This window comes from Pseudomonas sp. NPDC087185, from assembly GCF_044744955.1.
GTDB lineage: Bacteria > Pseudomonadota > Gammaproteobacteria > Pseudomonadales > Pseudomonadaceae > Aquipseudomonas.
In genome coordinates this window covers 605,612-630,567 of the sequence record NZ_JBIUZK010000001.1, presented here as the reverse complement: position 1 = coordinate 630,567, position 24,956 = coordinate 605,612, and the positions used below count along the sequence as shown (strand labels likewise).

Below are 24,956 nucleotides of genomic sequence, written 5' to 3'. Positions count from 1 at the left end.
GGCAGTGATCAGGTGAAAACGGATGACTGATCTACCGATCGAAGGTTTTGCGACCGCCAACGAAAATTCGGCGATGGTCTTGCTGGTCGACGATCAGGCGATGATCGGCGAAGCGGTGCGTCGTGGCCTGGCCCATGAGGAGAACATTGACTTCCACTTCTGCGCCGACCCGCATCAGGCGGTGGCGCAGGCCATGCGCATCAAGCCCACGGTGATCCTCCAGGACCTGATCATGCCGGGCCTCGACGGCCTGACCCTGGTGCGCGAGTACCGCAACAACCCGGCCACCCAGGACATCCCGATCATCGTCCTGTCGACCAAGGAAGACCCGCTGGTCAAGAGCGCGGCCTTTGCCGCCGGGGCCAACGACTACCTGGTCAAGCTGCCGGACACCATCGAGCTGGTGGCGCGCATCCGCTACCACTCGCGGTCGTACCTGACCCTGCTGCAGCGCGACGAGGCCTACCGCGCGCTGCGCGTGAGCCAGCAGCAGCTGCTTGACACCAACCTGATGCTGCAGCGGCTGATGAATTCCGACGGCCTCACCGGGCTGTCCAACCGCCGCCATTTCGACGAGTACCTGGAACTGGAGTGGCGCCGGGCCATGCGTGAACAGCAGCAGTTGTCGCTGCTGATGATCGATGTCGACTACTTCAAGGTCTATAACGACAGTTTCGGCCACCTGGCCGGCGACGAAGCCCTGCGCCAGGTCGCCGAGTCCATCCGCGGCTCCTGCTCGCGGCCCACCGACCTGCCGGCACGCTACGGTGGCGAGGAGTTCGCCCTGGTGCTGCCCAACACCTCGCCAGGTGGCGCGCGCCTGGTGGCCGAAAAACTGCGCCAGACCGTGCATGGCCTGAATATCCCGCACACCGCGCCGCAAGCCGATTCACGCCTGACCGTGAGCATTGGCCTGGCCACCCAGACACCGGCGGTCGGCAGCCATTGCCGGCAACTGATTTCGGCGGCGGACAAGGGCTTGTACCTGGCCAAGAACAGCGGGCGTAATCAGGTCGGCATCGCCTGAGGCGCACGCGGCTGCCCAACGGGCTGCCGCAGCTCCCTGGATCAGTTATACTCGCGGGCTTTTCACCGAATTCGTACGAGAGCCGCGCGCCATGGAAATCCAACCGATCCTGAACACCATCAAGGACCTCACCGAGCGTTCCCAGTCCATTCGGGGGTATCTTTGACTACGATCAAAAGCATGACCGCCTGATCGAAGTCAACCGCGAGCTGGAAGACCCCAACGTCTGGAACAAGCCCGAGTACGCTCAGGCCCTGGGCCGAGAACGTGCCATGCTGGCGCAGGTCGTCGAGACCCTGGACAAGATGTCCGGTGGCCTGGCCGACTGCCAGGACCTGCTGGACATGGCCGTGGAGGAAAATGACGAAGGCGCCGTGAGCGACGTCGTGACCGAGCTGCGAGGCCTGGAAGAAAGCCTGGCACAGCTTGAGTTCCGTCGCATGTTCAGCGGCGAGATGGACATGAACAACGCCTACCTGGACATCCAGGCCGGCTCGGGTGGTACCGAAGCGCAGGACTGGGCCAACATCCTGCTGCGCATGTACCTGCGCTGGGCCGACAAGCGCGGTTTCGACGCCACTATCATCGAGCTTTCCGAAGGTGAAGTCGCCGGCATCAAGGGCGCCACCGTGCACATCAAGGGCGAGTACGCCTTCGGCTGGCTGCGCACCGAGATCGGCGTGCACCGTCTGGTGCGCAAGAGCCCGTTCGACTCCGGCGCCCGTCGTCACACCTCGTTCTCGGCAGTGTTCGTGTCGCCCGAGATCGACGACAAGGTCGAGATCGACATCAACCCGTCCGACCTGCGTATCGACACCTACCGCTCCTCGGGCGCCGGTGGTCAGCACGTGAACACCACCGACTCGGCAGTACGTATCACCCACGTACCGACCAACACCGTGGTGGCCTGCCAGAACGAGCGCTCCCAGCACGCCAACAAGGACACCGCCATGAAAATGCTGCGGGCCAAGTTGTACGAGCTGGAAATGCAGAAGCGCAACGCCGCGTCCCAGGCGCTGGAAGACAGCAAGTCGGACATCGGCTGGGGCCACCAGATCCGCTCCTACGTGCTGGACGACTCGCGTATCAAGGACCTGCGTACCGGCGTCGAGCGCAGCGACTGCCAGAAGGTCCTGGACGGCGACCTCGACCAGTACCTGGAAGCGAGCCTCAAGCAGGGGCTGTAAGCCGCACACCACTGCCGCGATGCCCGGCCGCCCGCCGGCATCGCGTGCCCTGCCCGAAAAGGGCAACGAATACCTGATGGAAAGAATGACGACATGAGCGACCTCAAGACCGAATCGCAAGACCTGCAACAGGAAGAAAACACCCTGATCGCCCTGCGCAAGGAAAAACTTGCCGCCGAGCGCGAGAAGGGTCAGGCCTTCCCCAACGACTTCCGCCGCGACAGCTACTGCAACGACCTGCAGAAGCAATACGTCGACAAGACCAAGGAAGAGCTGGAAGCTGCAGCGATCCCGGTCAAGGTTGCCGGTCGCATCATGCTCAACCGTGGCTCGTTCATGGTCATCCAGGACATGACCGGTCGCATCCAGGTCTACGTCAACCGCAAGACCCTGCCGGAAGAAACCCTGGCCGCGGTCAAGACCTGGGACCTGGGCGACATCATCGCCGCCGAAGGCACCCTGGCCCGCTCCGGCAAGGGCGACCTGTATGTCGAAATGACCAACGTGCGCCTGCTGACCAAGTCGCTGCGCCCGCTGCCGGACAAGCACCACGGCCTGACCGACACCGAGCAACGCTACCGCCAGCGCTACGTCGACCTGATGGTCAACGAAGAAACCCGCCACACCTTCCGTGTGCGTTCGCAGGTGATCTCGCACATCCGCAAGTTCCTCATCGAGCGCGACTTCCTCGAAGTTGAAACGCCGATGCTGCAGACCATCCCGGGCGGTGCCGCGGCCAAGCCGTTCGAAACCCACCACAATGCCCTGGACATGGCCATGTTCCTGCGCATCGCGCCGGAGCTGTACCTCAAGCGTCTGGTGGTCGGTGGCTTCGAGAAGGTCTTCGAGATCAACCGCAACTTCCGTAACGAAGGCGTTTCGACCCGGCACAACCCCGAGTTCACCATGCTCGAGTTCTACCAGGCCTACGCCGACTACAACGACAACATGGACCTCACCGAAGAACTGTTCCGCGAGCTGGCGCAGCTGGTGCTGGGGACCACCGATGTGCCGTACGGCGACAAGGTGTTCCACTTCGGTGAGCCGTTCGTGCGCCTGTCGGTGTTCGACTCGATCCTCAAGTACAACCCGGACCTCACCGCTGCCGACCTGCAGGACGTCGACAAGGCCCGCGCCATCGCCAAGAAAGCCGGCGCCAAGGTGCTTGGCCATGAAGGCCTGGGCAAGCTGCAGGTGATGATTTTCGAAGAGCTGGTCGAGCACAAGCTGGAGCAGCCGCACTTCATCACCGAATACCCGTTCGAAGTCTCGCCGCTGGCCCGCCGCAACGACGAAAACCCGGCCGTGACCGACCGTTTCGAGCTGTTCATCGGTGGCCGCGAGATTGCCAACGCCTACTCCGAGCTCAACGATGCCGAAGACCAGGCCGAACGCTTCCTGGCCCAGGTGGCCGAGAAGGACGCCGGTGACGACGAAGCCATGCACTACGACGCCGACTTCGTTCGCGCCCTGGAATACGGCATGCCGCCGACCGCCGGTGAAGGCATCGGCATCGACCGTCTGGTGATGCTGCTGACCAACTCACCGTCGATTCGCGACGTGATCCTGTTCCCGCACATGCGTCCGCAGGCCTGAGTGAAGTGAACAAGCCGCCTTTCGGGGCGGCTTTTTCTTGCCTGTACACTTGTAGTGTCGGTACCGGCCTCTTCGCGGGGTTACCCGCGAAGAGGCCGGTACCGACAAACCACTGTCTGTGAGGTACCCCCGTGACACCCGCAATGGCCCAGCAAGGCGCCGCCGGCATCGCCACCGCCGTCGCCGAAAGCGTGCAATACCAGGGGCGCAAGACCGCCCGCCAAGGCAGCGAACAGCGCCGTCAGCTGATCCTCGACGCCGCCATGCGTATCGTCGTGCGTGATGGCGTGCGCGGCGTGCGCCACCGCGCGGTGGCTGCAGAGGCCGGCGTCCCGCTTTCGGCCACCACTTACTACTTCAAGGATATCGAGGACCTGCTCACCGATACCTTCGCCCAGTACGTCGAACGCAGTGCCGCCTACATGGCCAAACTCTGGGCCAACACCGAGGTGGTGCTGCGCCAGTTGCTCGCCCAGGGTGACGGCAGCGCGCAGTCGCGGGCGCGCCTGGCCGACGAAGTGGCGCGCATGACCGCCGATTACGTTTCCCGTCAATTGTTGAATCGCCGCGACTTCCTGATGGCCGAGCAGGCCTTCCGCCAGGAGGCATTGCTGTGCCCGCGCCTGGCCGAGCTGGTGTGCGCCCACGAGCAGATTCTGCTGCATGGCACGCGGCAACTGTTGCAGGTGGTTGGTTCGCAACAACCGGAACAGGACGCCCAGATGTTGACGGCGATTATCGAGCAGATGGAATATCAGGGCCTGCTCAAGGATGCCGATGCGCAAGCCGACGGGCAGATGCTCGCTATGCTTACCCGTTACCTGCACCTGGTGTTGGCATCGGCCTGAGCACAGTCCGAACTTTCAAGGAGAACCTGATGAAAGCCTGGCGTGTGGTGTTGTTGACGTTGTCATTCCTGCTGCTGGGCGGTTGTCTGGTGACCTTCCACGAGCCGCTGCCGAGCAACCAGGCGGCGCCCAAGGCCCTGCTCGGCAAGTGGAGCAGCAAGGATGCCTGGGGCGAACCGCTGAAGCTGGTAATCAGCCGCAGCGGCGCCGATGCCTACAAGGCGGTCGCCACGGCCAAGGGCAAGAAAGCCGAAGAATACGTGTTCACCGTGTCGCGCCATGGCAACCGTTGGTACCTCTCGGCCGGCGTGCCCAAGCGCCTGGGCGGTAATTTCCTGATCGGCGGTTTCGACATCGTCGATGGCAAGGAGCTGGTGCTCTACACCCTCGATGTCGAGCAGGTGCAGCAGGCCGTCGAGAAGAAGGAACTGACCGGGCGCGGCACCGAAGTGCCTGAGGACAACGGTGCCGGCGTACTGATCGACAGCCCGTCGGCGCGGGTGCTGGCCTACCTGGATGACCCGGCCAACTCCGACCTGTTCGTCGAAGTGGCACGCTTCCAGCGCAGCAGTAAATAGCCAGGATCTGATTTTCAAGGAGTCCCCGGTGGACGAGTACCAGCAGACCATACGCGCACTGTCCGATCGCATCGTCACGGCGCAGACCCCAATCCGCGTGCTCGACGCGGTGAAGTGGGATGACAACGTCCGCCACGGCTTTCTCAAGGCCAAGGGCAAGGAGCCGCCCGCCGTGGACCGCGCCTATTACCAGTCGCGTCCGTTGTCGTTCGACTCCAGCGCGGTCAAGGCCGAGTTCCAGAGCATCGAACGCGACATCACCCGCCAGCTGGGCCAGTTCAACCCGGTCGGGCAGATCATGCGGCGCATGTGCAAGGAATACCGCATGGTGGTGCGCATGCTTGAGGCCCGCGGCACCGAAGACTTTGGGCTGATCTCCCAGGAACTGTATGGCGCGGCGTCGGACGCCTTCCACGCCGGCGACCCGACCCTGGCCGACCTGGGCCTGATGCTGTCGGATTACCTGAACAACATCGATGGCCGCGGCGACCTCAAGGACGAGCCGAAGAACCTCACCGCCAAGGAGGCCGTGGACATTCTCCAGCGCCGCTTGAACAAGGTGTTCGGCGAAGCCGAGGAAACCATCCGGGTGTTCGAGTCCGACGGTATCGTCGCCGATGCGGCGGCGGGCGCCGATTACATCAAGGTGCGCGCCGACGCGATGTTCAACAGCCGCGACGTGCGCGCGCTGGAGGTGCACGAGGGGTTGGTGCATGTGGGCACCACGCTCAATGGCCTCAACCAGCCGATCTGCACCTTCCTGGCCAAGGGCCCACCTTCGTCGACGGTGACCCAGGAAGGCCTGGCGATCCTCATGGAGGTGATCGCCTTCGCCTCGTACCCCAGCCGCCTGCGCAAGCTCACCAACCGCACCCGCGCCATCCACATGGTCGAGGAGGGCGCCGACTTCCTTCAGGTGTTCGAGTTTTTCCGCGCCCAGGGTTTTGAAATGGCGCAGAGCTACAGCAATGCCAGCCGGGTGTTCCGCGGCTCAGTGCCCAATGGCCTGCCGTTTACCAAGGACTTGTCCTACCTCAAGGGTTTCATCATGGTTTACAACTACATTCAGTTGGCCGTGAAGAAGGGCAAGCTGGAGCAGATTCCGCTGCTGTTCTGCGGCAAGACCACCCTCGAAGACATGCGCACCCTGCGTCAGCTGGTCGAAGAAGGCCTGGTGGAGCCGCCCAAGTACCTGCCGGAGCAGTTTCGCGACCTCAACGCGCTGTCGGCCTGGATGTGCTTCTCCAACTTCCTCAACCACCTGAGCCTGGATCGCATTGAAGCCGATTACGCAAATATTCTCTGAGCGCTGCCGCTGGCTGGCACTGGGCCTGCTGCTAGGGCTGGGCGGTTGCAGCAGCCTGCTGTTCTACCCGGAGCCGGGCCAGCCGTTCACCCCGGAGCGGGCCAAGCTGCAGTACCGCGATGTCACCCTGACCACCGCCGACGGCATTCGCCTGCATGGCTGGTGGCTGCCGGCCAAGGCCGGCGTGGCGGTCAAGGGCACGGTCCTGCACCTGCACGGCAATGGCGGCAACCTGGCCGGGCATCTTGGCGGCAGCTACTGGCTGCCGGAGCAGGGCTATCAGGTGCTGATGATCGACTATCGCGGCTATGGCTTGTCGCAGGGCAAACCCAGCCTGCCTGAGGTCTACGAAGACATCGCCGCCGCCATGGCCTGGCTCGACCAGGCCCCAGAGGCCAAGGGCAAACCCTTGGTGTTGCTGGGCCAGAGCCTCGGCGGTGCGATGGCCATCCATTACCTGGCCGACCACCCGGACCAGCGCCAGCGCTTCAGTGCATTGGTGTTCGATGGTGTGCCGGCCAGTTACCGCGATGTCGGGCGTTTTGCCTTGAGCACGTCATGGATGACCTGGCCGCTGCAGGTGCCGTTGTCCTGGCTGGTGCCTGATGGCGACAGTGCCATCCGCTCGGTCGAACGCCTGAGCAGCCCGCCGAAGCTGTTCTTCCACAGCATCGACGACAACCTGGTACCGATGAACAACGGCATCCGCCTGTACCAGCACGCACCACCGCCGCGAGTGCTGCAACTGACCCGTGGCGGCCATGTGCAGACCTTCGCCGATCCGGTGTGGCGCCAGGTGATGCTGCGTTTCCTCGATGACCCCAGCCATTTCAACGGCCTGCGGCGGCTGGCCGAAGTGCCCAACTACCCTGACGAGAAGAACAAGCAATGAGTGAAGAACGCAACGCCATCCCGCTGATCCTGACCGGTGTCGGCAGCATCATCGTGACGGTAGGGGCCCTCTGGTATTACGGCTACCTGCATTTTGCCAAGCCGGAAGATGCGCTGCTGCTGCAGGACTTCACGATGCTCAAGACCCTGCCGGGCGAGGATTACAAGGTATCCCTCGACCCCGCGCCGCAGGTTGCGCAGTGTTTGGATGGCGTGCTGGTATTGTTCGATACCCAGCAGAAAGGCCTGACCGGCGTGCTGGTGGACAACCGCAAGCGTGCGGTGCGGTGCATGGGCGAAGAGACGCCGCAGCAGGTGCAGTGATTGCGTTGGGGCGGCGGGGTGGATGGCGTGAGAGTGATGCATCCTGGAAACAACAAAAAACCCCGCCATCACGGCGGGGTTTCTGCTTTGGGCCAATGAGCCTTACTGCACCTGGCTCACCGAACGCGGCGCTACCGGTTGGTTGTCGTTGGAGATGGTCACCTCCACCCGACGGTTCTGCGCCCGGCCCGAGTTGCTGCCGTTGTCAGCCACCGGGTACTCCTTGCCGTAGCCCTGGGCGACGATACGCGCCGGGTCCACGCCTGCGCGTACCAGCGCCATGCGCACGGCACCTGCGCGTCGCTCGGACAGGCTCTGGTTGTAGTTGGCCGAGCCGACGGCGTCGGTGTAGCCCTCGACGATCACCTTGCGCTCAGGGTTTTCCTGAAGGAACTGCGCCAGCTTGGTGACATTGGGCAAGGCGCTGCTCTTGAGCTCGGCCTTGTTGAAGTCAAACAGCACGTCGCCGAAGGTCACCAGCGTGCCGCGGTCGGTCTGCTTGGCGTTGAGGCTGTCCTGCAGCTTGGCGATCTGCGCGTCGCGGGCATCCAGCTTGGCCTGGGCACGTTGCGCGGAGGCGTTTTTCAGCTCGGCTTCGGCGGTACGCAGGGCGATGGTCTGCTTGGCCACTTCGACGCGCTGGTTGGTCAGGTAGGCCAGTTGGTCGACCTGCTTGCTGTCCTCACGGTCCATGTAGGCCTTGTCGGCCTTGTTCAGCCAGTCCTGCGCGTCCTTGGTTTCAAGGGCCGCGACCTTGCTCGACTGCGGGTCGCTCTGCAGCGCGGAGAAGTTGGTGCGGGCCGACTCCAGGTTGGCATTCGGGTCGTGCGAGCACGCAGCGAGACCGACGCTCAGGGCCAGCAGGGCGGGAATCATGACGTAATTGCGCATAGTGTTCATCCTTTGATCGAGTGCGAAGGCTAAAGGCGGCGGGGCAGGGCTCACTGAGCGCTGCGCAGGCCTTCCTCACGTACGTCCTGAACGCCCTGGCGGGCATCCTGCACGGCCTTCTGGGCCTTTGCCGCCTGGGCCTTGCGTTCGGCGAGGCGTGCGTCCCATTCGGCCTGCTGGGCCAGGCGCTTGGCGTCGTCGTACTTTTTGTCATGCATGGCGATTTCGGCCTGCTTGAACTTGTCCTGCGCCGCTTTCATCTCCACGGCGGCGAACTCGGTGCCACCTGCACTGACGGCGGAGTTCACGGCGGACTGGGTGACGGCATACTGCTCGGTGGGCGGGTTGCCTGCACAGCCGGCCAGGACCAGGCTACTGCCCAGGGCCAGCGCGGCCAGCTTGAACCCGCGCAGGTGAGTGGATGAAAGTTTCGAAGTGCGGGTCTTCATGGTGGTCAGTTCCATTGGATCACTCCTGATAACGACGATGTCCGTAGCAGTCCATCGCTCAATCCCTGGCATCGCCTCGCGTGTCGGCTTAACGGTGCACAACGGCAGGTGTGCAGGGTTTTAGCGTGATGGCTATTGGCTCTGACTGAGGCGTTTTTTGAATAGTTCAGAAAAAAATACGAAGTTTTTCTGACTGATTGGTCAGTGGTTTTTGTGTGGAACTTCCACTGCCGGAAGGGGTATTCCGGGCTGGCACGCAGCCCGGAACAGAAGGCGGCTAGTCAGTTGCCGCTGTCGTCGCCGGTGTTGCTGAGGGTGTGCAAATGACGCCGAGACAGGGCCAGAAAGCGCGGGGTAGAGCCGATGTCTTCGTACAGCGGGTCGCCTTCCTCGTCAGTGGAAATGACCTTGTGACCCTGCACGTAAGGGAAGCTGGCCTCCAACTCCTCAAGCGCGGCAGCGACCAGTTCGCCGAGCAGCTCCTCGGCGGTACGCTTGGGGTACATGTCGATCAATGCCGCCAGGCGCGCCTCGGACTCCAGGTCCAGGTGCAAGGTATGGCCGGTCGGGCTGAGGGTGCCGGCGGCATTCTGTTCCCAGTGCTGGGCGAGTTCGCGGATTTTCATGATGACCTCTGTCAACGCCTTGAAAGGCTGCATTGCATCGGACTGCAGTGATCTAACTTTAGTTTGCTTTGCCCTTCGCGGCTTGCCATCGGCTCCCGGCTGTGGGCACTCTTGGGTCAGTGCTGTTTCCGGAGCAGAGCGCGTGCGAAGCGCGCCGAAGAGAGGGCCAATGACCGATATCGATGTGCGCTTGCGTGAAGATGTCCATGTGTTGGGCGAGTTGCTCGGCGAAACCATTCGCCAGCAGCACGGAGAGGCGTTCCTGCAGAAGATCGAGGACATACGCCACAGTGCCAAGGCCGACCGCCGCAGCGCCGGCGAGCAGCTTAGGTCGACCCTGGCGGACCTCGCCGAGGAAGACCTGCTGCCGGTGGCACGGGCGTTCAACCAGTTCCTCAACCTGGCCAACATGGCTGAGCAGTATCAGTTGATCCGCCGCCGTGATGCCGACCAATCCGAACCTTTTGAAGCGCGGGTGTTGCCCGAATTACTGGCGCGCCTCAAGCAGGCCGGGCACAAGGACGATGCCTTGGCCAGGCAGCTGGCCAAACTCGATATCCAGCTGGTGCTGACGGCGCACCCCACTGAAGTAGCACGCCGCACGCTGATCCAGAAATACGATGCCATCGCCGGCCAGTTGGCCGCCCAGGACCATCGCGACCTCACACCCAGCGAGCGCCAGGATGTGCGCGAGCGCCTGCGCCGGCTGATCGCCGAGGCCTGGCACACCGAAGAAATCCGCCGCACCCGGCCAACGCCGGTAGACGAAGCCAAGTGGGGCTTCGCGGTGATCGAGCATTCCCTATGGCATGCCATCCCCAGCCACCTGCGCAAGGTCGACAAGGCGTTGTTCGAGGCCACTGGTCTGCGCCTGCCGCTGGAAGCCGCGCCCATTCGCTTCGCGTCGTGGATGGGCGGCGACCGTGACGGCAACCCCAACGTCACCGCTGCGGTTACCCGTGAGGTGCTGCTGCTGGCGCGCTGGATGGCCGCCGACCTGTTCCTGCGTGACATCGATGCGCTGGCCGCGGAGCTGTCCATGCAACAGGCCAGCAGTGCGCTGCGCGAGCGTGTGGGGGAAAGCGCTGAACCCTACCGCGCCGTGCTCAAGCAACTGCGTGACCGCTTGAGGGCGACACGCGCCTGGGCCCATGCATCGCTGGCCAGCACCCAGCCGGCCAGTGCCGATGTACTGGTGGACAACCGTGAGCTGATCGCGCCGCTGGAGCTGTGCTACCACTCCCTGCATGAATGCGGGATGGGCGTGATTGCCGATGGCCCGTTGCTCGACACCTTGCGCCGTGCCGTGACCTTCGGCCTGTTCCTCGGGCGCCTGGACGTGCGCCAGGATGCCGCCCGGCACCGCGATGCGCTGGCCGAGATCACCGATTACCTGGGGCTGGGCAGCTATGCCGAGTGGGATGAAGACAAGCGCATCGAGTTTCTGCAGGCCGAACTGAAAAACCGTCGGCCATTGCTGCCGGCGCATTTCAAACCGCAGGCCGACACCGCCGAGGTGCTCGCCACCTGCCGTGAAATCGCCGCAGCGCCAGGGGCGTCGCTGGGGTCATACGTCATCTCCATGGCCGGCGCGGCGTCTGACGTGCTGGCCGTGCAGCTGCTGCTCAAGGAAGCGGGCCTGACCCGGCCCATGCGCGTGGTACCGCTGTTCGAGACCTTGGCCGACCTGGACAACGCCGGGCCGGTGATGGAGCGTTTGCTCGGTTTGCCAGGCTATCGCGCCGGCCTGCGCGGGCCGCAGGAAGTGATGATCGGGTATTCCGACTCGGCCAAGGACGCGGGCACCACGGCAGCGGCCTGGGCCCAGTACCGCGCGCAGGAAAACCTGGTGCGCATCTGCCGTGAACACCAGGTCGAACTGCTGCTGTTCCATGGCCGTGGCGGCACGGTCGGCCGTGGCGGCGGCCCGGCCCATGCGGCGATCCTGTCGCAGCCGCCGGGCTCGGTGGCGGGGCGTTTCCGTACCACCGAGCAGGGCGAGATGATCCGCTTCAAGTTCGGCTTGCCGGGCATCGCCGAGCAGAACCTCAACCTTTATCTGGCTGCGGTGCTGGAGGCGACCTTGCTGCCACCACCACCACCAGAGCCGGCTTGGCGCGCAGTGATGGATCAGTTGGCTGCCGATGGGGTCAGGGCCTACCGCGGTGTGGTAAGGGAGAACCCGGATTTCGTCGAGTACTTCCGCCAGTCTACCCCTGAGCAGGAACTGGGACGCCTGCCGCTGGGCAGCCGCCCGGCCAAGCGCCGCGCCGGCGGTATCGAAAGCCTGCGGGCGATCCCGTGGATCTTCGGCTGGACCCAGACCCGCCTGATGCTGCCGGCCTGGCTGGGCTGGGAAACCGCCTTGAGCAATGCCCTGGCGCGGGGGCAGGGTGAGCTGTTGGCACAGATGCGCGAGCAGTGGCCGTTCTTCCGTACCCGCATCGACATGCTGGAGATGGTCCTGGCCAAAGCCGACGCGCAAATTGCCGAGGCCTACGACGAACGTCTGGTGCAACCGCACTTGCTTCCTTTAGGTGCGCATCTGCGCGACCTATTGTCGCAGTCGTGCCAGGTGGTGCTGGGCCTGACCGGGCAGCCGGTGCTACTGGCGCACAGCCCGGAAACCTTGGAATTCATCAGCCTGCGCAACACCTACCTGGACCCGCTGCATCGTCTGCAGGCCGAGCTGCTGGCGCGTTCGCGCAGCCGCGAAGCCGCTCTGGACAGCCCATTGGAGCAGGCCTTGCTGGTGACCGTGGCCGGCATTGCCGCAGGCCTGCGCAATACCGGCTGAGGCCAGGCCACGGTGCCCGCCCCCGGGGGCACTGCACTGGCCAGGGCAGGGCGCAGTGGGTGGTTGCGCTGGGCGCAACCACCTGCAACCCAGGTCGCGAACGGCACATTCCTGTAACTTTGGGACGCTTGTCTGGCTGACGGGCGCTGTGTATCTTGAGCAGCCTTCTGACCGATTTATGGTCATACCCGATATTCCGGACTTGGCCCTGGTTGCCGAATCCATTGAATTTCATAAAAAAATTTGAGGAGCACGAGATGCGCGTAATTCTGCTGGGAGCTCCCGGGGCCGGTAAAGGTACTCAGGCAAAGTTCATCACCGAAAAGTTCGGTATTCCACAGATCTCCACCGGTGACATGCTGCGTGCCGCCGTTAAAGCCGGTACCCCGCTGGGCCTGGAGCTCAAGAAAGTCATGGATGCCGGCCAGCTGGTTTCCGACGAGCTGATCATCGGCCTGGTCAAGGAGCGCATCGCCCAGCCAGATTGCGCCAACGGCTGCCTGTTCGACGGTTTCCCGCGTACCATCCCGCAAGCTGAAGCCATGGTCGCTGCCGGTGTCGACATCGATGCCGTGGTCGAAATCGCCGTCGACGACGAAGAGATCGTCGGCCGCATGGCTGGCCGCCGCGTGCACCTGGCCTCGGGCCGCACCTACCACATTCAGTACAACCCGCCGAAAGTGGAAGGTAAGGACGACGTCACTGGCGAAGACTTGATCCAGCGCGACGACGACAAGGAAGAAACCGTGCGTCATCGCCTGTCGGTCTACCACACCCAGACCAAGCCGCTGGTGGACTTCTACCAGAAGCTGTCGGCCGCCAACGCTGGCAAACCGAAGTACAGCCACATCGAAGGTGTCGGTTCGGTCGATGCCATCACCGCCAAGGTGCTGGCAGCCTTGAGCTGATCCATCACCGTGCGTCACGACGGCCCGCTTGCGGGCCGTTGTCGTTTATACTGCCGCTCTTTTCACTTGCACCTGGATACCCGTTCGATGACCACCCTGCTGGCCCTGGATACCGCCACCGAAGCCTGTTCCGTCGCGCTGCTGCATGATGGCAAGGTAACCAGCCATTACGAGGTGATCCCGCGCATGCACGCGCAGAAGCTGCTGCCGATGATCAAGCAGCTGCTGGGCGATTCCGGTGTGGCCCTGAACGCCCTCGATGCCATCGCCTTCGGCCGTGGCCCGGGCGCCTTCACCGGTGTGCGCATTGCCATCGGCGTGGTGCAGGGGCTGGCGTTTGCCTTGGAGCGCCCGGTGCTGCCGGTGTCCAACCTGGCTGCCCTGGCACAGGGCGCGTTGCGCGAACATGGCACCGAGCAAGTGGCGGCTGCCATCGATGCGCGCATGGATGAGGTGTACTGGGGTTGCTACAAAGCGGTAGAGGGCGAGATGCGCCTGCAAGGCCTGGAAGCGGTGCTGCCACCCGAGCGTGTGGCATTGCCTGACGGCAGCAGCGGCGACTGGTACGGCGCGGGTACCGGCTGGGGTTACGCCGAGCGTTTGGCGGTGCAAGCCAGTGCCTGCAACCCGGCGGCGCTGCCGAATGCGCTGGATATCCTCAGCCTGGCCCGCTTCGCCTGGGCACGCGGCGAGGCGATCGTCGCCGAACAGGCGCAACCGGTTTACTTGCGCGATAATGTAGCGACGCCCAAGGCGCGCTGACCGCTGTTCGTCGGTTATCGCGGTTGTCGATAAAACCTTTCGCGCAAACTGTGGTCCAGTTATCACTCGAGCATTAGCGACGGAACTCTGATGCTGCTAAATTGCCATCATTGGTCCTGAGTGCTCATCATGCGTATCGACGGTTTCTCACCGCAGTCCTACCCGGTCAAGCGCACATCGCGCAAAGCGGCGGTGCGCGATGAAGCCATCGACGATGCCGAGCTGGTCGAAGAGGGCGAGGTTGCCCAGGAAGCGGCACCACGGCGCCGCCCCGGTGGCCTGCCGGCCCGCCAGCAGGACCTGGTCTTCCCCCGTGCCCGCGACCGGCGCACCGCAACCGCGCTGGCCAGTTACCTCAGCACCGCCGGTTTTACCGAATGGGACATGGAAGTACTGGGGCTCGACCTGTACATTTGAGGGATGAGCCCATCCCCCCTGCCTTATTTTCTCGGCTGTCCGTCGTGGAGCGAAAACGCCTGGCGCGACTACCTGTACCCCGCTGATGCCACGACCCGCGACTACCTGGGGCTGTACAGCCAGGTGTTCAACGCGGTCGAGGGCAATACCACGTTCTATGCACGCCCCGCGCCCAGCACGGTCGGGCGCTGGGCGCAGGTGATGCCTGCGCACTTTCGCTTCACCGCCAAGTTTCCTGGTGATGTCAGCCACGAGGGTGATTTACGTGAGCGATTCGAAGCGGCCTGCGACTTTACGCGGTTGATGGCGCCGCTTGGCCAGCGCGTCTCGCCTTACTGGCTGCAACTGCCGGCCCAGTTCGGCCCGTCACGCTTGGCGGAGTTGGGCCAGTTTCTCGATGAGGTCGGCGTGCCGGTGGCCGTCGAAGTGCGCAACCAGGCGTTCTTCGCCAAGGGCGAGGAAGAGCGCCTGCTCAACCGCCTGTTGCGTGAGCGCGGTGTGGAGCGCATCTGCCTGGACCCGCGTGCGCTGTTCAGCTGCACCTCGCGCGATGCCGCGGTGCTCGACGCTCAGGCCAAGAAACCCAAGGTGCCGCCGCGCCCCGCAGCCTTCAGTCAGCACCCGCAGGTGCGGTTTATCGGCCACCCCGTGCTCGATGCCAACGAACCCTTCCTCTCGCCCTGGGTGGAAAAGGTCGCCAGCTGGATCGAGGAAGGGCGTAGTCCCTACGTGTTCCTGCACACTTCGGACAACCGCCTGGCCGCCGCGCTGGCCCAGCGCTTTCACCAGCGGCTGATGGCGCGCCTGCCAGGCTTGCCAGCTTTGCCGGAATTGCCACGCGCCCCTGAGGTCGAACAACTGGGACTACTCTGACCATTCCCCGACCATCCGGAGGTTGTGACCATGGATGTACAAACCCTGCGTGCCGAAGCGTTCAAGGCGCTGCACGAGCGCGATGGCGCCTTCGTCATCCCCAACCCCTGGGATGCCGGCTCCGCCAAGCTGTTGGCCAGCCTGGGCTTCGAGGCGCTGGCCACCACCAGTGCAGGCCTGGCCTTCAGCCTGGGGCGGCCGGATGCCGAAGGGGCCTTGAGCCTGGACGAGACCCTGGACAACGCCGGGTTGATCGTGGATGCCACGGCCTTGCCGGTCGCTGCCGACCTGGAAAACGGCTTTGGCGACCTGCCCGATGACTGTGCGCAGACCATTCTGCGTGCCGCCGAGGCGGGGCTGGTGGGCGGCTCGATCGAGGATGCCAGCGGCCGCAGCGATGCGCCGATCTATGACTTCGGCCTGGCCGTGGAGCGTGTAAGGGCTGCGGTGCAGGCGGCGCGCAGCCTGCCATTCCCCTTCACCCTCTGCGCCCGCGCGGAGAACCTGCTGCACGGGCGCATGGACCTGGATGACACCATCCTGCGGCTGCAGGCTTACGCCGAGGCGGGCGCCGATGTGCTTTACGCGCCGGGCTTGCGCAGCGTCGACGAGGTTCGCGCGGTCGTGCAGGCCGTGGCGCCGAAACCGGTCAATGTGCTGATGGGGCTGGCAGGCGTGCCGTTGAGCGTGAACCAGCTGCAGGACCTGGGCGTGCGCCGCATCAGCGTGGGCTCTTCGTTGGCCCGTGCGGCGCTGGGGGCGCTTCAGCACGCGGCGCTGGAGATTCGCGACCAGGGCACGTTCAGCTACGGCGAGCAGGCCTTGCCGTTTGCCCAGCTCAACGACCTGTTCCGCCGCTGAGGCCCTGTGCGCGCACTGGCGCTGCTGTGCGGCCTGCTGTTGGTCGCGGGCCTGGTGTGGCAGCTGGGCTGGCGCCTGCCGGCCGCCTGGAACCCATGGGCCGTGTTGGATGTGCGCCAGCCGCCGAACTGGCTGACCCCTTATAAACTGGCGCGTCTGCGCGATGACCCCGCTTTGTGTCGACAGGCGCTGGCGGCCAGCCAGTTGCGTTTCAGGGCACAAGCCGACAGCCCCGCGTCGGCCCTATGCCCATTGCAAAACGTGTGGCGCATCGAGCGAGGTGATGCGCGCTTGAGCAGCAGCTTCCTGGCCAGCTGCCCGTTGGCGGTCGCTTACGCGCTGTTCGAGCAGCATGGGCTGCAACCGGCGGCGCAGCGGGTGTTTGGCCAGCCCGTGGCGCAGGTCGAGCACCTGGGCAGTTTCGCCTGCCGCAACGTCTATCACCGCAAGCAGGGCCGGCTGAGCCAGCATGCCACGGCCAACGCACTGGACATCAGTGGCTTTCGCCTGCAGGACGGCCAGCGCATCGTGCTGGCGCGGGACTGGCAGGCGGGCGGGCAGAAGGCGGCGTTCCTGCGCGAAGTCCAGCAGGCTGCCTGCGAAAGTTTCAGTACAGTATTGGGCCCGGATTACAATGCGGCGCACCGCAACCACTTTCACCTGGACATGGGGCTGTGGCAGATCTGCCGCTGACCTCAGGCGTGGACGCGGACGTTGTTCAATACCACCGGGCGCGCCCAGTGCATGTCGAATTCCAGGTCGTTCTGTTGCTTGGCCAGGGTCGCGTCGTCGAATGGCTCTGGCGCGGGGTCGAGCAGGTTCATGTCAAATTCGGCGATGGGCAGGTGCAGCGGGCGCGGGGAGGGTGCCGGGCCAGGTTCGCCCAGGGCCTGGCCCTGGCTCATGACCACCGGGCGCAGCCAGGTGTTGCTGATGTCGAGCTGGCGCTGTTGCTGAATCATCTCGGCTGTGCTGAAAGGCTCGGCGGCCGGTTCCAGCAAGCTGGCTTCAAGTTCGGCCTTGGGCAGGAACAAGGGCTCTGGCGGGGCGACAATGGTGTCATGTACAGGGCAGGCACGCTGGGCATCGATCAGCGCCAGGGCCTTGGCCCCGCCAATCGGCTCGCCGCTGTCCGGGTCGTACTGCACCAGCGCCTGGCTGACACTGTCGGGCGCTTCTGCTTGCTGCTCGGCCATGGCGCGGGCGAAGAAATCCTGCCACAGGTGGCTGACGCCCCCGAGTGCCTGGGTATTCTGCCGACCGTAGTTGCCGACAGGCGACAGGTAGGTCAAGCCGATGGGAAGAGTATCTGTCATGGCAGTCGCGCGCGTTGTGCTCTGGCAGAATAGCGGGATATTGCCTATATCGGCCGTGGCCGGTGATTCATTAGGCTCTGTACGAAAAGCCTTGATACTCGGTGATGCTGCGTTGAAAAACAGCCTCGGAATGCTCATTTACAACCCGTAAACTCTGCTTCCTCGGCTGTTTTCGCCTTGCCTGACCTTCGTCTCAAGGCTTTTCATACAGAGCCTAAGGGCGTCTTCAATTTTTTCGAGTGCGGGTTGTGATGGAAGAGCAAGAGCTGGGCGCAGGTCTGAGAGTCGAGGCGCTGGCGCCGGAATATGCGGCGCAGGCTGCCGTCTGGGCCGAGCGCCTGGGATTGCCGTTGGAAGATGAAGCCGCCGCATTTGCCGTGCAGGTCGGCGCCGACGGCTTGCAGATCCAGCAGCTCGGGCCGCAGGCGCCGGGGCCGGTGCGGGTCGACTTCGTCGAGGGCCAGGCGGCGCATCGGCGCCAGTTTGGTGGCGGCAACGGGCAGATGATCGCCAAGGCGGTGGGCATTGCTCAGGGCGTGCGGCCGCAAGTGCTGGATGCCACGGCAGGTCTGGGCAAGGACGCGTTCGTGCTGGCCAGCCTGGGTTGCCAGATGACCCTGATCGAGCGCCAGCCGCTGATTGCGGCGTTGCTTGAGGATGGCCTGACACGGGCCAGCGCTGACCAAGAGGTGGGGCCGATTGTCGGCCGCATGCGCCTGCTCAATGGCAACGCCATCGAATGCATGCGCGCCTGGGAAGGCGAGCCGCCACAGGTGATCTACCTCGACCCGATGTTCCCTCATCGCGACAAGAGCGCATTGGTGAAGAAGGAAATGCGCGTGTTCCGCCCGTTGGTCGGTGATGACCTGGACGCGCCGGCATTGCTGGAAGCCGCATTGGCGCTGGCCAGTCACCGGGTCGTGGTGAAACGGCCGCGCAAGGCGCCGATCATCGAGGGGCCCAAGCCCAGCCATAGCCTGGAAGGCAAATCGAGCCGCTATGACATTTACCCGAAAAAAGCCTTGAAGGCCTGATTCAACCTGTATTGGGCTCTTCGCGGGCTTGCCCGCGAAGAGCCCATGGCAGGCGATATCAAGTCTCAGGGCTTGAACGCCCGAATGAACACCCCCACCACCTCGCGCACGTGCGCCTCGGCCTCATCCCCCTCCAGCGGCCCCGCACACCCCAGCAGCAAGCGATAATCCGGCGCCCCTTTGACCAGGCAGAAGAAGTGCTCGGCCGCGTGCAGCGGGTTGTCGATGCGCAGCAAGCCGCGTTCGGCCACCCCGCGCAGCAGCGCTTCCATGCCCGCCAGCACCCGCTTGGGCCCTGCCTCGTAGAAGAACTCGCCAAAGCCCGGGTCCTGGCTGCCCAGCGCCATGATCAGGCGGCTCAACTTGACGGCTTCATCACTGCTGATCAGCGCCTGGAACCCGCGGGCGATATTCAGCAGCACGTCTTCGACGGGCGCGCCCTCGGGGTACTCGAACATCAGGTCGGGCAACTGGTTCTGGCAGGTCGCCATGACCGCCGAGCCGAACAGCGTCTGCTTGTCGGTGAAGTGGCTGTACACCGTCAGTTTTGAAACACCTGCCGCCGCAGCGACCGCATCCATGCTGGTGTTGGCATAGCCAAGGCTAAGGAACAGCGTCTTGGCCGCTTCGAGGATCGCCTCGCGCTTGGCCAGGTCCTTGGGGCGACCTGGGCCGATGGGTGCGTCGTTGGGCATTGGAGTCCGCATCTGGTTCAAGGGGCGCCCATCTTACCGGCTCGGCTGCCATCCGGCTTCAGGGAATGCCCCATCGTTAATATTGATTTTCTTTCCGACGCTGGCTTCCCGGCTTCGGTTCCCTGACTTAATATACTCGCCAGTATAAATATTCGATGCGCTCGTCGCGAAAGGATTCATCATGTTGCGTCATGCCTTGTCCCTCGCCCTGCCTGCCGCCGCCGTGCTGTTCCTGGTGGCCTGCGGTCAGGAAGCCACCGCCCCGGCGGCGCCTCGCCCGGCGCTGGTGATTCAGCCGCAGCCGGCCGCCGCCGCCGCCGACAGCTACCCGGGCGAGGTGCGCGCGCGCCTGGAGCCGGAGCTGGCGTTCCGCATCGCTGGCAAAGTCAGCAAGCGCCTGGTCGAGGAAGGGCAGCGGGTCAAGGCCGAACAGCCGCTGGCCGAACTCGACCCCCAGGACGTGCGCCTGCAACTGGAGGCCAATCGGGCGCAACTGGCTGCCGCCGAGGCCAACCTGGCGCTGGTGCGCGCCGAGCGTGACCGCTACCAGAAGCTGCTAGACCGGCAAATGGTAAGCCACTCCCTCTACGACAATGCCGAGAACCTCTACCGTGCCGGGCTGGCGCGCCTGAAGCAGGCCAAGGCCGAATTCGACGTGGCCGGCAACCAGGCCGATTACGCGGTGCTGCGAGCGCCGCAGGCCGGGGTCATCGCCAAGCGCCAGGTCGAAGTCGGCCAGGTGGTGGCTGCCGGGCAGACGGTGTTCACCCTGGCCGCCGACGGTGAGCGGGAAGTCGTGATCGGCCTGCCGGAGCAGCAATTCGCCCGCTTCGCCGTGGGCCAGGAGGTCAGCGTCGAGCTGTGGTCGCATGGCAACGAGCGCTTCCCGGGCCGCATCCGCGAGCTGTCGCCGGCTGCCGACCCGCGCTCGCGCACCTTCGCCGCGCGCATCGCCTTCACGTCGGCCAAGGTGCCGGCAGACATCGGCCAGAGCGCACGGGTGTTCATCGCCCATGATGGGTTGATCCCGCTGGCAGTGCCGCTGTCGGCAGTCACCGCGGAGAACGGCCAGGCTTATGTCTGGCGGGTGAACCAGGACCGTCGCCTGGAGCGGGCGGCGGTGCGCCTGGGGCCTTATGGCACCGACAGCGTGCCCGTGCTCGAGGGCCTCGACCCTGGCGACTGGGTGGTCGCTGCCGGCGGCCATGTGCTGCGCGAAGGGCAGGAGGTGCGGCCTGTGGATCGCACCAACCGTGTGGTGAACCTGACGGCCAAGGAGTAAGTCCCGATGGGTTTCAACCTTTCCGCCTGGGCGCTGCGCAATCGCCAGATCGTACTGTTCCTGATGATCCTGCTGGCTGCCATTGGCGCCATGTCCTACACCAAGCTCGGCCAGAGCGAAGACCCGCCCTTTACCTTCAAGGCCATGGTCATCCGCACCCTGTGGCCGGGGGCCACGGCCGAGGAAGTGTCGCGCCAGGTCACCGAACGCATCGAGAAGAAGCTGATGGAAACCGGCGAGTACGAGAAGATCGTCTCGTTCTCGCGCCCCGGCGAATCGCAGGTCACCTTCATGGCCCGCGACTCCCTGCACTCCAAGGACATCCCCGAACTGTGGTACCAGATCCGCAAGAAGGTCGCGGACATTCGCCACACCTTGCCACCGGAGATCCAGGGCCCGTTCTTCAACGATGAGTTCGGTACCACCTTCGGCAATATCTATGCACTCACCGGCGCCGGCTTCGACTACGCGGTCCTCAAGGACTACGCCGACCGTATCCAGATCCAGCTGCAACGGGTCAAGGACGTGGGCAAGGTCGAACTGGTCGGCCTGCAGGACGAGAAAATCTGGATCGAGCTGTCCAACCTCAAGCTGGCCACGCTGGGTGTGCCGCTGCAGGCCGTGCAACAAGCCCTGAGTGAGCAGAACGCGGTGAGCACCGCCGGCTTCTTCGAAACCCCCAGCGAGCGCCTGCAACTGCGGGTCAGCGGGCAGTTCGACAGTGTCGAGCAGATCCGCCAGTTCCCCATCCGGGTCGGTGACCGTACCTTCCGTATCGGTGATGTCGCCGAGGTGCACCGTGGCTTTAACGACCCACCCGCGCCGCGCATGCGCTTCATGGGCGAGGACGCCATCGGCCTGGCGGTTTCGATGAAAGACGGCGGCGATATCCTGGTGCTGGGCAAGGCCCTGGAAGGCGAGTTCGAGCGCCTGGCGCACAACCTTCCAGCCGGTATGGAGTTGCGCAAGGTCTCCGACCAGCCGGCAGCGGTAAAGGCGGGGGTTGGTGAGTTCGTCCAGGTGCTGGTCGAAGCGCTGATCATCGTGCTGCTGGTGAGTTTCTTCACGCTGGGCCTGCGCACTGGCCTGGTGGTGGCGCTGGCCATCCCGCTGGTGTTGGCCATGACCTTCGCCGCCATGCACTACTTCGGCATCGGCCTGCACAAGATCTCGCTCGGTGCACTGGTGCTGGCCCTGGGCCTGCTGGTGGACGACGCAATCATTGCCGTGGAAATGATGGCGATCAAGATGGAGCAGGGTTTCGACCGACTCAAGGCGGCAAGCTACGCCTGGACCAGCACGGCGTTCCCGATGCTCACCGGCACCTTGATCACGGCTGCCGGCTTCCTGCCGATTGCCACGGCGGCGTCGAGCACGGGGGAGTACACCCGTTCGATTTTCCAGGTTGTGACCATCGCGCTGCTGACCTCGTGGGTCGCGGCGGTGGTGTTCGTCCCTTATCTGGGGGAGCGACTGCTGCCGGACCTGGCCAAGCTGCATGCGGCCCGTCACGGCAGCGACGGGCAGGCGCCCGACCCGTATGCCACGCCGTTCTACCAACGTGTGCGACGCGTGGTGGAGTGGTGCGTGCGGCGGCGCAAGACGGTTATCCTGCTGACCATCGCCGCCTTCGTCGGCAGCATCCTGCTGTTCCGCTTCGTGCCCCAGCAGTTCTTCCCAGCCTCTGGGCGCCCGGAGCTGATGGTCGACCTGAAATTGGCCGAAGGCGCATCGCTGGCCAACACCGCCGAGCGGGTCAAGCAATTGGAGGCACTGCTCAAGCAGCAGGACGGCATCGACAACTACGTGGCCTATGTTGGCACCGGCTCGCCCCGCTTCTATTTGCCCCTGGACCAGCAGTTGCCTGCCGCCAGCTTTGCCCAGTTCGTGGTGCTGGCCAAGTCGATGGAAGACCGCGAACGCCTGCGCAGTTGGCTGATCGATACTGTGGACCAGCAGTTTCCCGACCTGCGCGCCCGCGTCACCCGCCTGGAGAACGGCCCGCCCGTGGGTTACCCGGTGCAGTTCCGGGTGACCGGCGAGCATATCGAAAAGGCCCGCGCCCTGGCCCGTGAAGTGGCGGACAAGGTGCGCGAGAACCCGCACGTTGTGAATGTGCACCTGGATTGGGAAGAACCGAGCAAGGCGGTGTTCCTGTCGATTGACCAGGACCGTGCGCGCGCCCTTGGCGTCAGCACTGCCCACCTGTCGAGCTTCCTGCGAAGTTCGCTGACTGGCACCACGGTCAGCCAGTACCGCGAGGACAACGAACTGATCGAGATCCTCCTGCGCGGTACGCAGCAGGAACGCGGCGAACTGGGCAACCTCGGCAGCCTGGCGCTGCCCACCGACAACGGCCAGAGTGTGGCGCTGTCGCAGGTAGCGACCCTGGAATACGGCTTCGAGGAAGGCATCATCTGGCACCGCAACCGGCTGCCGACGGTCACCGTGCGCGCCGACATCTACGACAAGGAACAGCCGGCGACCCTGGTGCGACAGATCGAGCCGACCCTTAGCGAGATCAAGGCCAAACTGCCGGACGGCTACCTGCTGGAGGTGGGCGGCACCGTGGAGGATTCCGAGCGCGGGCAGAAGTCGGTGAATGCCGGCATGCCGCTGTTCATCGTGGTGGTGTTGAGCTTGCTGATGATTCAGCTGCGCAGCTTCTCGCGCACGGTAATGGTGTTCCTCACCGCGCCTCTGGGGCTGATCGGCGTGACCCTGTTCCTGCTGGTGTTCCGCCAGCCGTTCGGCTTCGTCGCCATGCTGGGCACCATCGCCCTGGCGGGGATGATCATGCGCAACTCGGTGATCCTGGTGGACCAGATCGAACAGGACATCGCTTCAGGGATGGACCGTTGGCAGGCGATCATCGAGGCCACGGTGCGGCGCTTCCGGCCGATCGTGCTGACGGCGCTGGCCGCGGTGCTGGCGATGATTCCGCTGTCACGCAGCGTGTTCTACGGGCCGATGGCGGTGGCAATCATGGGCGGTTTGATTGTCGCGACCGCGTTGACGCTGCTGTTCCTGCCGGCGCTGTACGCGGCGTGGTTCAGGGTCAGAAAAGGCTGAAGACCGCAGGGGGCTGCACAGCAGCCCCCTTGGCCATCAAAGGGCGCCGAAGACCTTCTTGGCCAGGCTGGTAGCCGCCTGCGCCGGGTTCTGGCGAATGCTCTGCTCCTGCTTGGCGATCATTTCGAACAGGCCGTCCAGCGCCTTTTCGGTCACATAGCTCTCGACATTGGCGCTCTTCGCGTTGCCCAACCCCAGCGCCGAAGCCTGGCCGGCAAAGCTGTTGTATTGCTGAACCACGCCGACCTTGTCGGTCGCCGCCTTGACGATCGGCAGGAACTTGGCGCGGATCTGCTCGCGGCTGCTCTTGTTCAGGTACTGGGTAGCCGAATCATCGCCACCGCTGAGGATACCCTTGGCATCAGTCACGCTCATGTTCTTCACCGCATCCACCAGGATTGCCTGGGCTTGCGGCACCGCCGCTTCGGCGGCTTTGTTCATGCTGTCTTCCAAGGCTGTGACTTGGTCACCTTTGCCGAACATCTTCATGGCCTTGGCGGCCTTGCCGAGGTTGCCCGGCAGTTCGATGCGCACGTCCGGGTTGTTGCTGAAACCGCCAGGGGTGCTCAGCTGTTTGACAGCGACCTGCGCACCTTGAGTGAGGGCGTCTTTCAGGCCGCCGGTGGCGTCCTTCTGGGTCAGGTCGCCCAGCGACAGGGCCAGGGCGCTGGCCGACAGCAGCAGGCCGGTGCACAGGGCAGTGAAGCGCAGGGAGGAGCGAATCATGAAGCTTTCCTTATCAACAGAAGTAGGCGGGTATCAACGCACGGGATCGACTTTGATCCGCACCGGCTGCGTGTCGCTGCCATCGAGCGTGACGCCGTGGTGTTCGATGTTGATGAACAGCAACTTGCCATTCAACTCGATGCGCGCGCTGACCGCGTAGCGGTGGCCGGGCTTGATCTGGGCAGGGTCATACGTGAGGTGGAACGGCAGTGGCACGTTGCCTTTGACCGGGCCGGCCTGGCGCGCCAGGGTCACGGCGGGCGCGTCCATCAGCGACACGTCCTGCAATTCCACGTTGAGGGTGGCGGCGGGCGGCAGGGCGATGCGCTGCAGGTAGAAGACTTCGCCATCCAGGCTGGCCTGGGTGGACGGGGTGTGGCTGGAACAGGCCGCGAGCAGGGATGCGCAACACAGCATTACGAGCTTTTTCATGGAATCTCCATTGTCCTTGGGGCTGGCTTGTGGCCAACCCCACGGACTTTAGCGGATT

Annotated in this window: 25 protein-coding genes; 18 read left to right on the top strand and 7 right to left on the bottom strand. The window is 64.3% G+C overall.

Annotated features, from left to right (window positions below; genetic code table 11):
• The first annotated feature begins 22 nt into the window (after positions 1-22).
• The 8 genes from wspR (at position 23) to ACIPIJ_RS03055 (ending at position 7,757) form a co-directional block, all read left to right on the top strand.
• Positions 23-1,027 carry a Wsp signal transduction system regulator diguanylate cyclase WspR gene (wspR, locus tag ACIPIJ_RS03090; protein ID WP_401072572.1) on the top strand — a complete coding sequence of 335 codons (1,005 nt, stop codon included), beginning with the start codon at positions 23-25 and terminating at the stop codon, positions 1,025-1,027.
• Between the two features lie 91 nt (positions 1,028-1,118).
• Positions 1,119-2,214 (top strand): peptide chain release factor 2 gene (gene prfB, locus ACIPIJ_RS03085; protein WP_401072570.1). Its coding sequence is split into 2 segments (ribosomal slippage): positions 1,119-1,190 and positions 1,192-2,214, totalling 1,095 coding nucleotides; the frame shifts between segments, so codons are not numbered across the junction.
• A 93-nt stretch (positions 2,215-2,307) separates the two neighbouring features.
• A complete protein-coding gene (gene lysS / locus ACIPIJ_RS03080; RefSeq protein ID WP_401072568.1) occupies positions 2,308-3,810 on the top strand; it encodes a lysine--tRNA ligase in 1,503 nt (500 codons plus the stop codon).
• A 143-nt stretch (positions 3,811-3,953) separates the two neighbouring features.
• Positions 3,954-4,658, top strand: coding sequence for a TetR/AcrR family transcriptional regulator (locus ACIPIJ_RS03075; RefSeq protein ID WP_401073423.1), 705 nt, complete (start codon positions 3,954-3,956; stop codon positions 4,656-4,658).
• A gap of 29 nt (positions 4,659-4,687) precedes the next feature.
• Positions 4,688-5,236, top strand: coding sequence for a hypothetical protein (locus ACIPIJ_RS03070; RefSeq protein ID WP_401072566.1), 549 nt, complete (start codon positions 4,688-4,690; stop codon positions 5,234-5,236).
• A gap of 28 nt (positions 5,237-5,264) precedes the next feature.
• Positions 5,265-6,542, top strand: coding sequence for a flavohemoglobin expression-modulating QEGLA motif protein (locus tag ACIPIJ_RS03065; RefSeq protein WP_401072564.1), 1,278 nt, complete (start codon positions 5,265-5,267; stop codon positions 6,540-6,542).
• Positions 6,514-7,434 (top strand): alpha/beta hydrolase, encoded by a 921-nt coding sequence (locus ACIPIJ_RS03060; RefSeq protein WP_401072562.1) that lies wholly within the window; start codon positions 6,514-6,516, stop codon positions 7,432-7,434. The genes ACIPIJ_RS03065 and ACIPIJ_RS03060 overlap by 29 nt, the downstream gene beginning before the upstream one ends.
• A complete protein-coding gene (locus tag ACIPIJ_RS03055; RefSeq protein WP_401072560.1) occupies positions 7,431-7,757 on the top strand; it encodes a hypothetical protein in 327 nt (108 codons plus the stop codon). Before ACIPIJ_RS03060 ends, ACIPIJ_RS03055 begins: the two co-directional genes overlap by 4 nt.
• Before the next feature lie 102 nt (positions 7,758-7,859).
• Here the strand turns inward: ACIPIJ_RS03055 and ACIPIJ_RS03050 are convergent, their stop codons facing one another.
• The 3 genes from ACIPIJ_RS03050 to ACIPIJ_RS03040 form a co-directional block, all read right to left on the bottom strand.
• Complete coding sequence (locus tag ACIPIJ_RS03050) at positions 7,860-8,648, bottom strand: OmpA family protein (protein WP_401072558.1); 789 nt, start codon at positions 8,646-8,648, stop codon at positions 7,860-7,862.
• 50 nt (positions 8,649-8,698) lie between these two features.
• Positions 8,699-9,112, bottom strand: a complete 414-nt coding sequence (locus ACIPIJ_RS03045; RefSeq protein WP_401072556.1) for a DUF4398 domain-containing protein — start codon at positions 9,110-9,112, stop codon at positions 8,699-8,701.
• A gap of 266 nt (positions 9,113-9,378) precedes the next feature.
• Positions 9,379-9,723: a pilin assembly protein gene (locus tag ACIPIJ_RS03040; protein WP_401072554.1), complete on the bottom strand. Its 345-nt coding sequence runs from the start codon at positions 9,721-9,723 to the stop codon at positions 9,379-9,381.
• Positions 9,724-9,892: 169 nt separating this feature from the next.
• Between ACIPIJ_RS03040 and ppc the strand changes: the two genes are divergently transcribed.
• The 7 genes from ppc (at position 9,893) to ACIPIJ_RS03005 (ending at position 17,034) form a co-directional block, all read left to right on the top strand.
• Complete coding sequence (ppc, locus tag ACIPIJ_RS03035; RefSeq protein ID WP_401072552.1) at positions 9,893-12,520, top strand: phosphoenolpyruvate carboxylase; 2,628 nt, start codon at positions 9,893-9,895, stop codon at positions 12,518-12,520.
• Between the two features lie 257 nt (positions 12,521-12,777).
• On the top strand, positions 12,778-13,428 hold the full coding sequence (gene adk, locus ACIPIJ_RS03030; protein WP_401072550.1) for an adenylate kinase: 651 nt from the start codon (positions 12,778-12,780) through the stop codon (positions 13,426-13,428).
• 87 nt (positions 13,429-13,515) lie between these two features.
• Positions 13,516-14,190: a tRNA (adenosine(37)-N6)-threonylcarbamoyltransferase complex dimerization subunit type 1 TsaB gene (gene tsaB / locus ACIPIJ_RS03025; protein ID WP_401072548.1), complete on the top strand. Its 675-nt coding sequence runs from the start codon at positions 13,516-13,518 to the stop codon at positions 14,188-14,190.
• A 129-nt stretch (positions 14,191-14,319) separates the two neighbouring features.
• Positions 14,320-14,607, top strand: a complete 288-nt coding sequence (locus ACIPIJ_RS03020) for a hypothetical protein (protein ID WP_401072546.1) — start codon at positions 14,320-14,322, stop codon at positions 14,605-14,607.
• A gap of 3 nt (positions 14,608-14,610) precedes the next feature.
• A complete protein-coding gene (locus ACIPIJ_RS03015) occupies positions 14,611-15,480 on the top strand; it encodes a DUF72 domain-containing protein (protein ID WP_401072544.1) in 870 nt (289 codons plus the stop codon).
• 30 nt (positions 15,481-15,510) lie between these two features.
• Positions 15,511-16,341: an oxaloacetate decarboxylase gene (locus ACIPIJ_RS03010; protein ID WP_401072542.1), complete on the top strand. Its 831-nt coding sequence runs from the start codon at positions 15,511-15,513 to the stop codon at positions 16,339-16,341.
• Positions 16,342-16,347: 6 nt separating this feature from the next.
• Positions 16,348-17,034 carry an extensin family protein gene (locus ACIPIJ_RS03005; RefSeq protein WP_401072540.1) on the top strand — a complete coding sequence of 229 codons (687 nt, stop codon included), beginning with the start codon at positions 16,348-16,350 and terminating at the stop codon, positions 17,032-17,034.
• Positions 17,035-17,036: 2 nt separating this feature from the next.
• Here the strand turns inward: ACIPIJ_RS03005 and ACIPIJ_RS03000 are convergent, their stop codons facing one another.
• Positions 17,037-17,657 carry an energy transducer TonB gene (locus tag ACIPIJ_RS03000; protein WP_401072538.1) on the bottom strand — a complete coding sequence of 207 codons (621 nt, stop codon included), beginning with the start codon at positions 17,655-17,657 and terminating at the stop codon, positions 17,037-17,039.
• Positions 17,658-17,908: 251 nt separating this feature from the next.
• Here ACIPIJ_RS03000 and ACIPIJ_RS02995 point away from each other — a divergent pair, with 251 nt between their 5' ends.
• A complete protein-coding gene (locus ACIPIJ_RS02995) occupies positions 17,909-18,691 on the top strand; it encodes a class I SAM-dependent methyltransferase (protein WP_401072536.1) in 783 nt (260 codons plus the stop codon).
• A gap of 65 nt (positions 18,692-18,756) precedes the next feature.
• On the opposite strand, the gene ACIPIJ_RS02990 is transcribed toward ACIPIJ_RS02995, so the two are convergent.
• Entirely contained in the window at positions 18,757-19,398 is a 642-nt protein-coding gene (locus tag ACIPIJ_RS02990; RefSeq protein WP_401073420.1) for a TetR/AcrR family transcriptional regulator, read from the bottom strand.
• A 169-nt stretch (positions 19,399-19,567) separates the two neighbouring features.
• Here ACIPIJ_RS02990 and ACIPIJ_RS02985 point away from each other — a divergent pair, with 169 nt between their 5' ends.
• Both ACIPIJ_RS02985 and ACIPIJ_RS02980 read left to right on the top strand, forming a co-directional pair.
• Positions 19,568-20,668, top strand: a complete 1,101-nt coding sequence (locus ACIPIJ_RS02985) for an efflux RND transporter periplasmic adaptor subunit (protein ID WP_401072534.1) — start codon at positions 19,568-19,570, stop codon at positions 20,666-20,668.
• Between the two features lie 6 nt (positions 20,669-20,674).
• Positions 20,675-23,740, top strand: a complete 3,066-nt coding sequence (locus tag ACIPIJ_RS02980; protein WP_401072532.1) for an efflux RND transporter permease subunit — start codon at positions 20,675-20,677, stop codon at positions 23,738-23,740.
• A 36-nt stretch (positions 23,741-23,776) separates the two neighbouring features.
• Here the strand turns inward: ACIPIJ_RS02980 and ACIPIJ_RS02975 are convergent, their stop codons facing one another.
• Positions 23,777-24,466, bottom strand: coding sequence for a DUF4197 domain-containing protein (locus ACIPIJ_RS02975; protein WP_387525285.1), 690 nt, complete (start codon positions 24,464-24,466; stop codon positions 23,777-23,779).
• A 33-nt stretch (positions 24,467-24,499) separates the two neighbouring features.
• Positions 24,500-24,898, bottom strand: a complete 399-nt coding sequence (locus ACIPIJ_RS02970) for a YbaY family lipoprotein (protein ID WP_401072530.1) — start codon at positions 24,896-24,898, stop codon at positions 24,500-24,502.
• Positions 24,899-24,956: the final 58 nt, after the last annotated feature.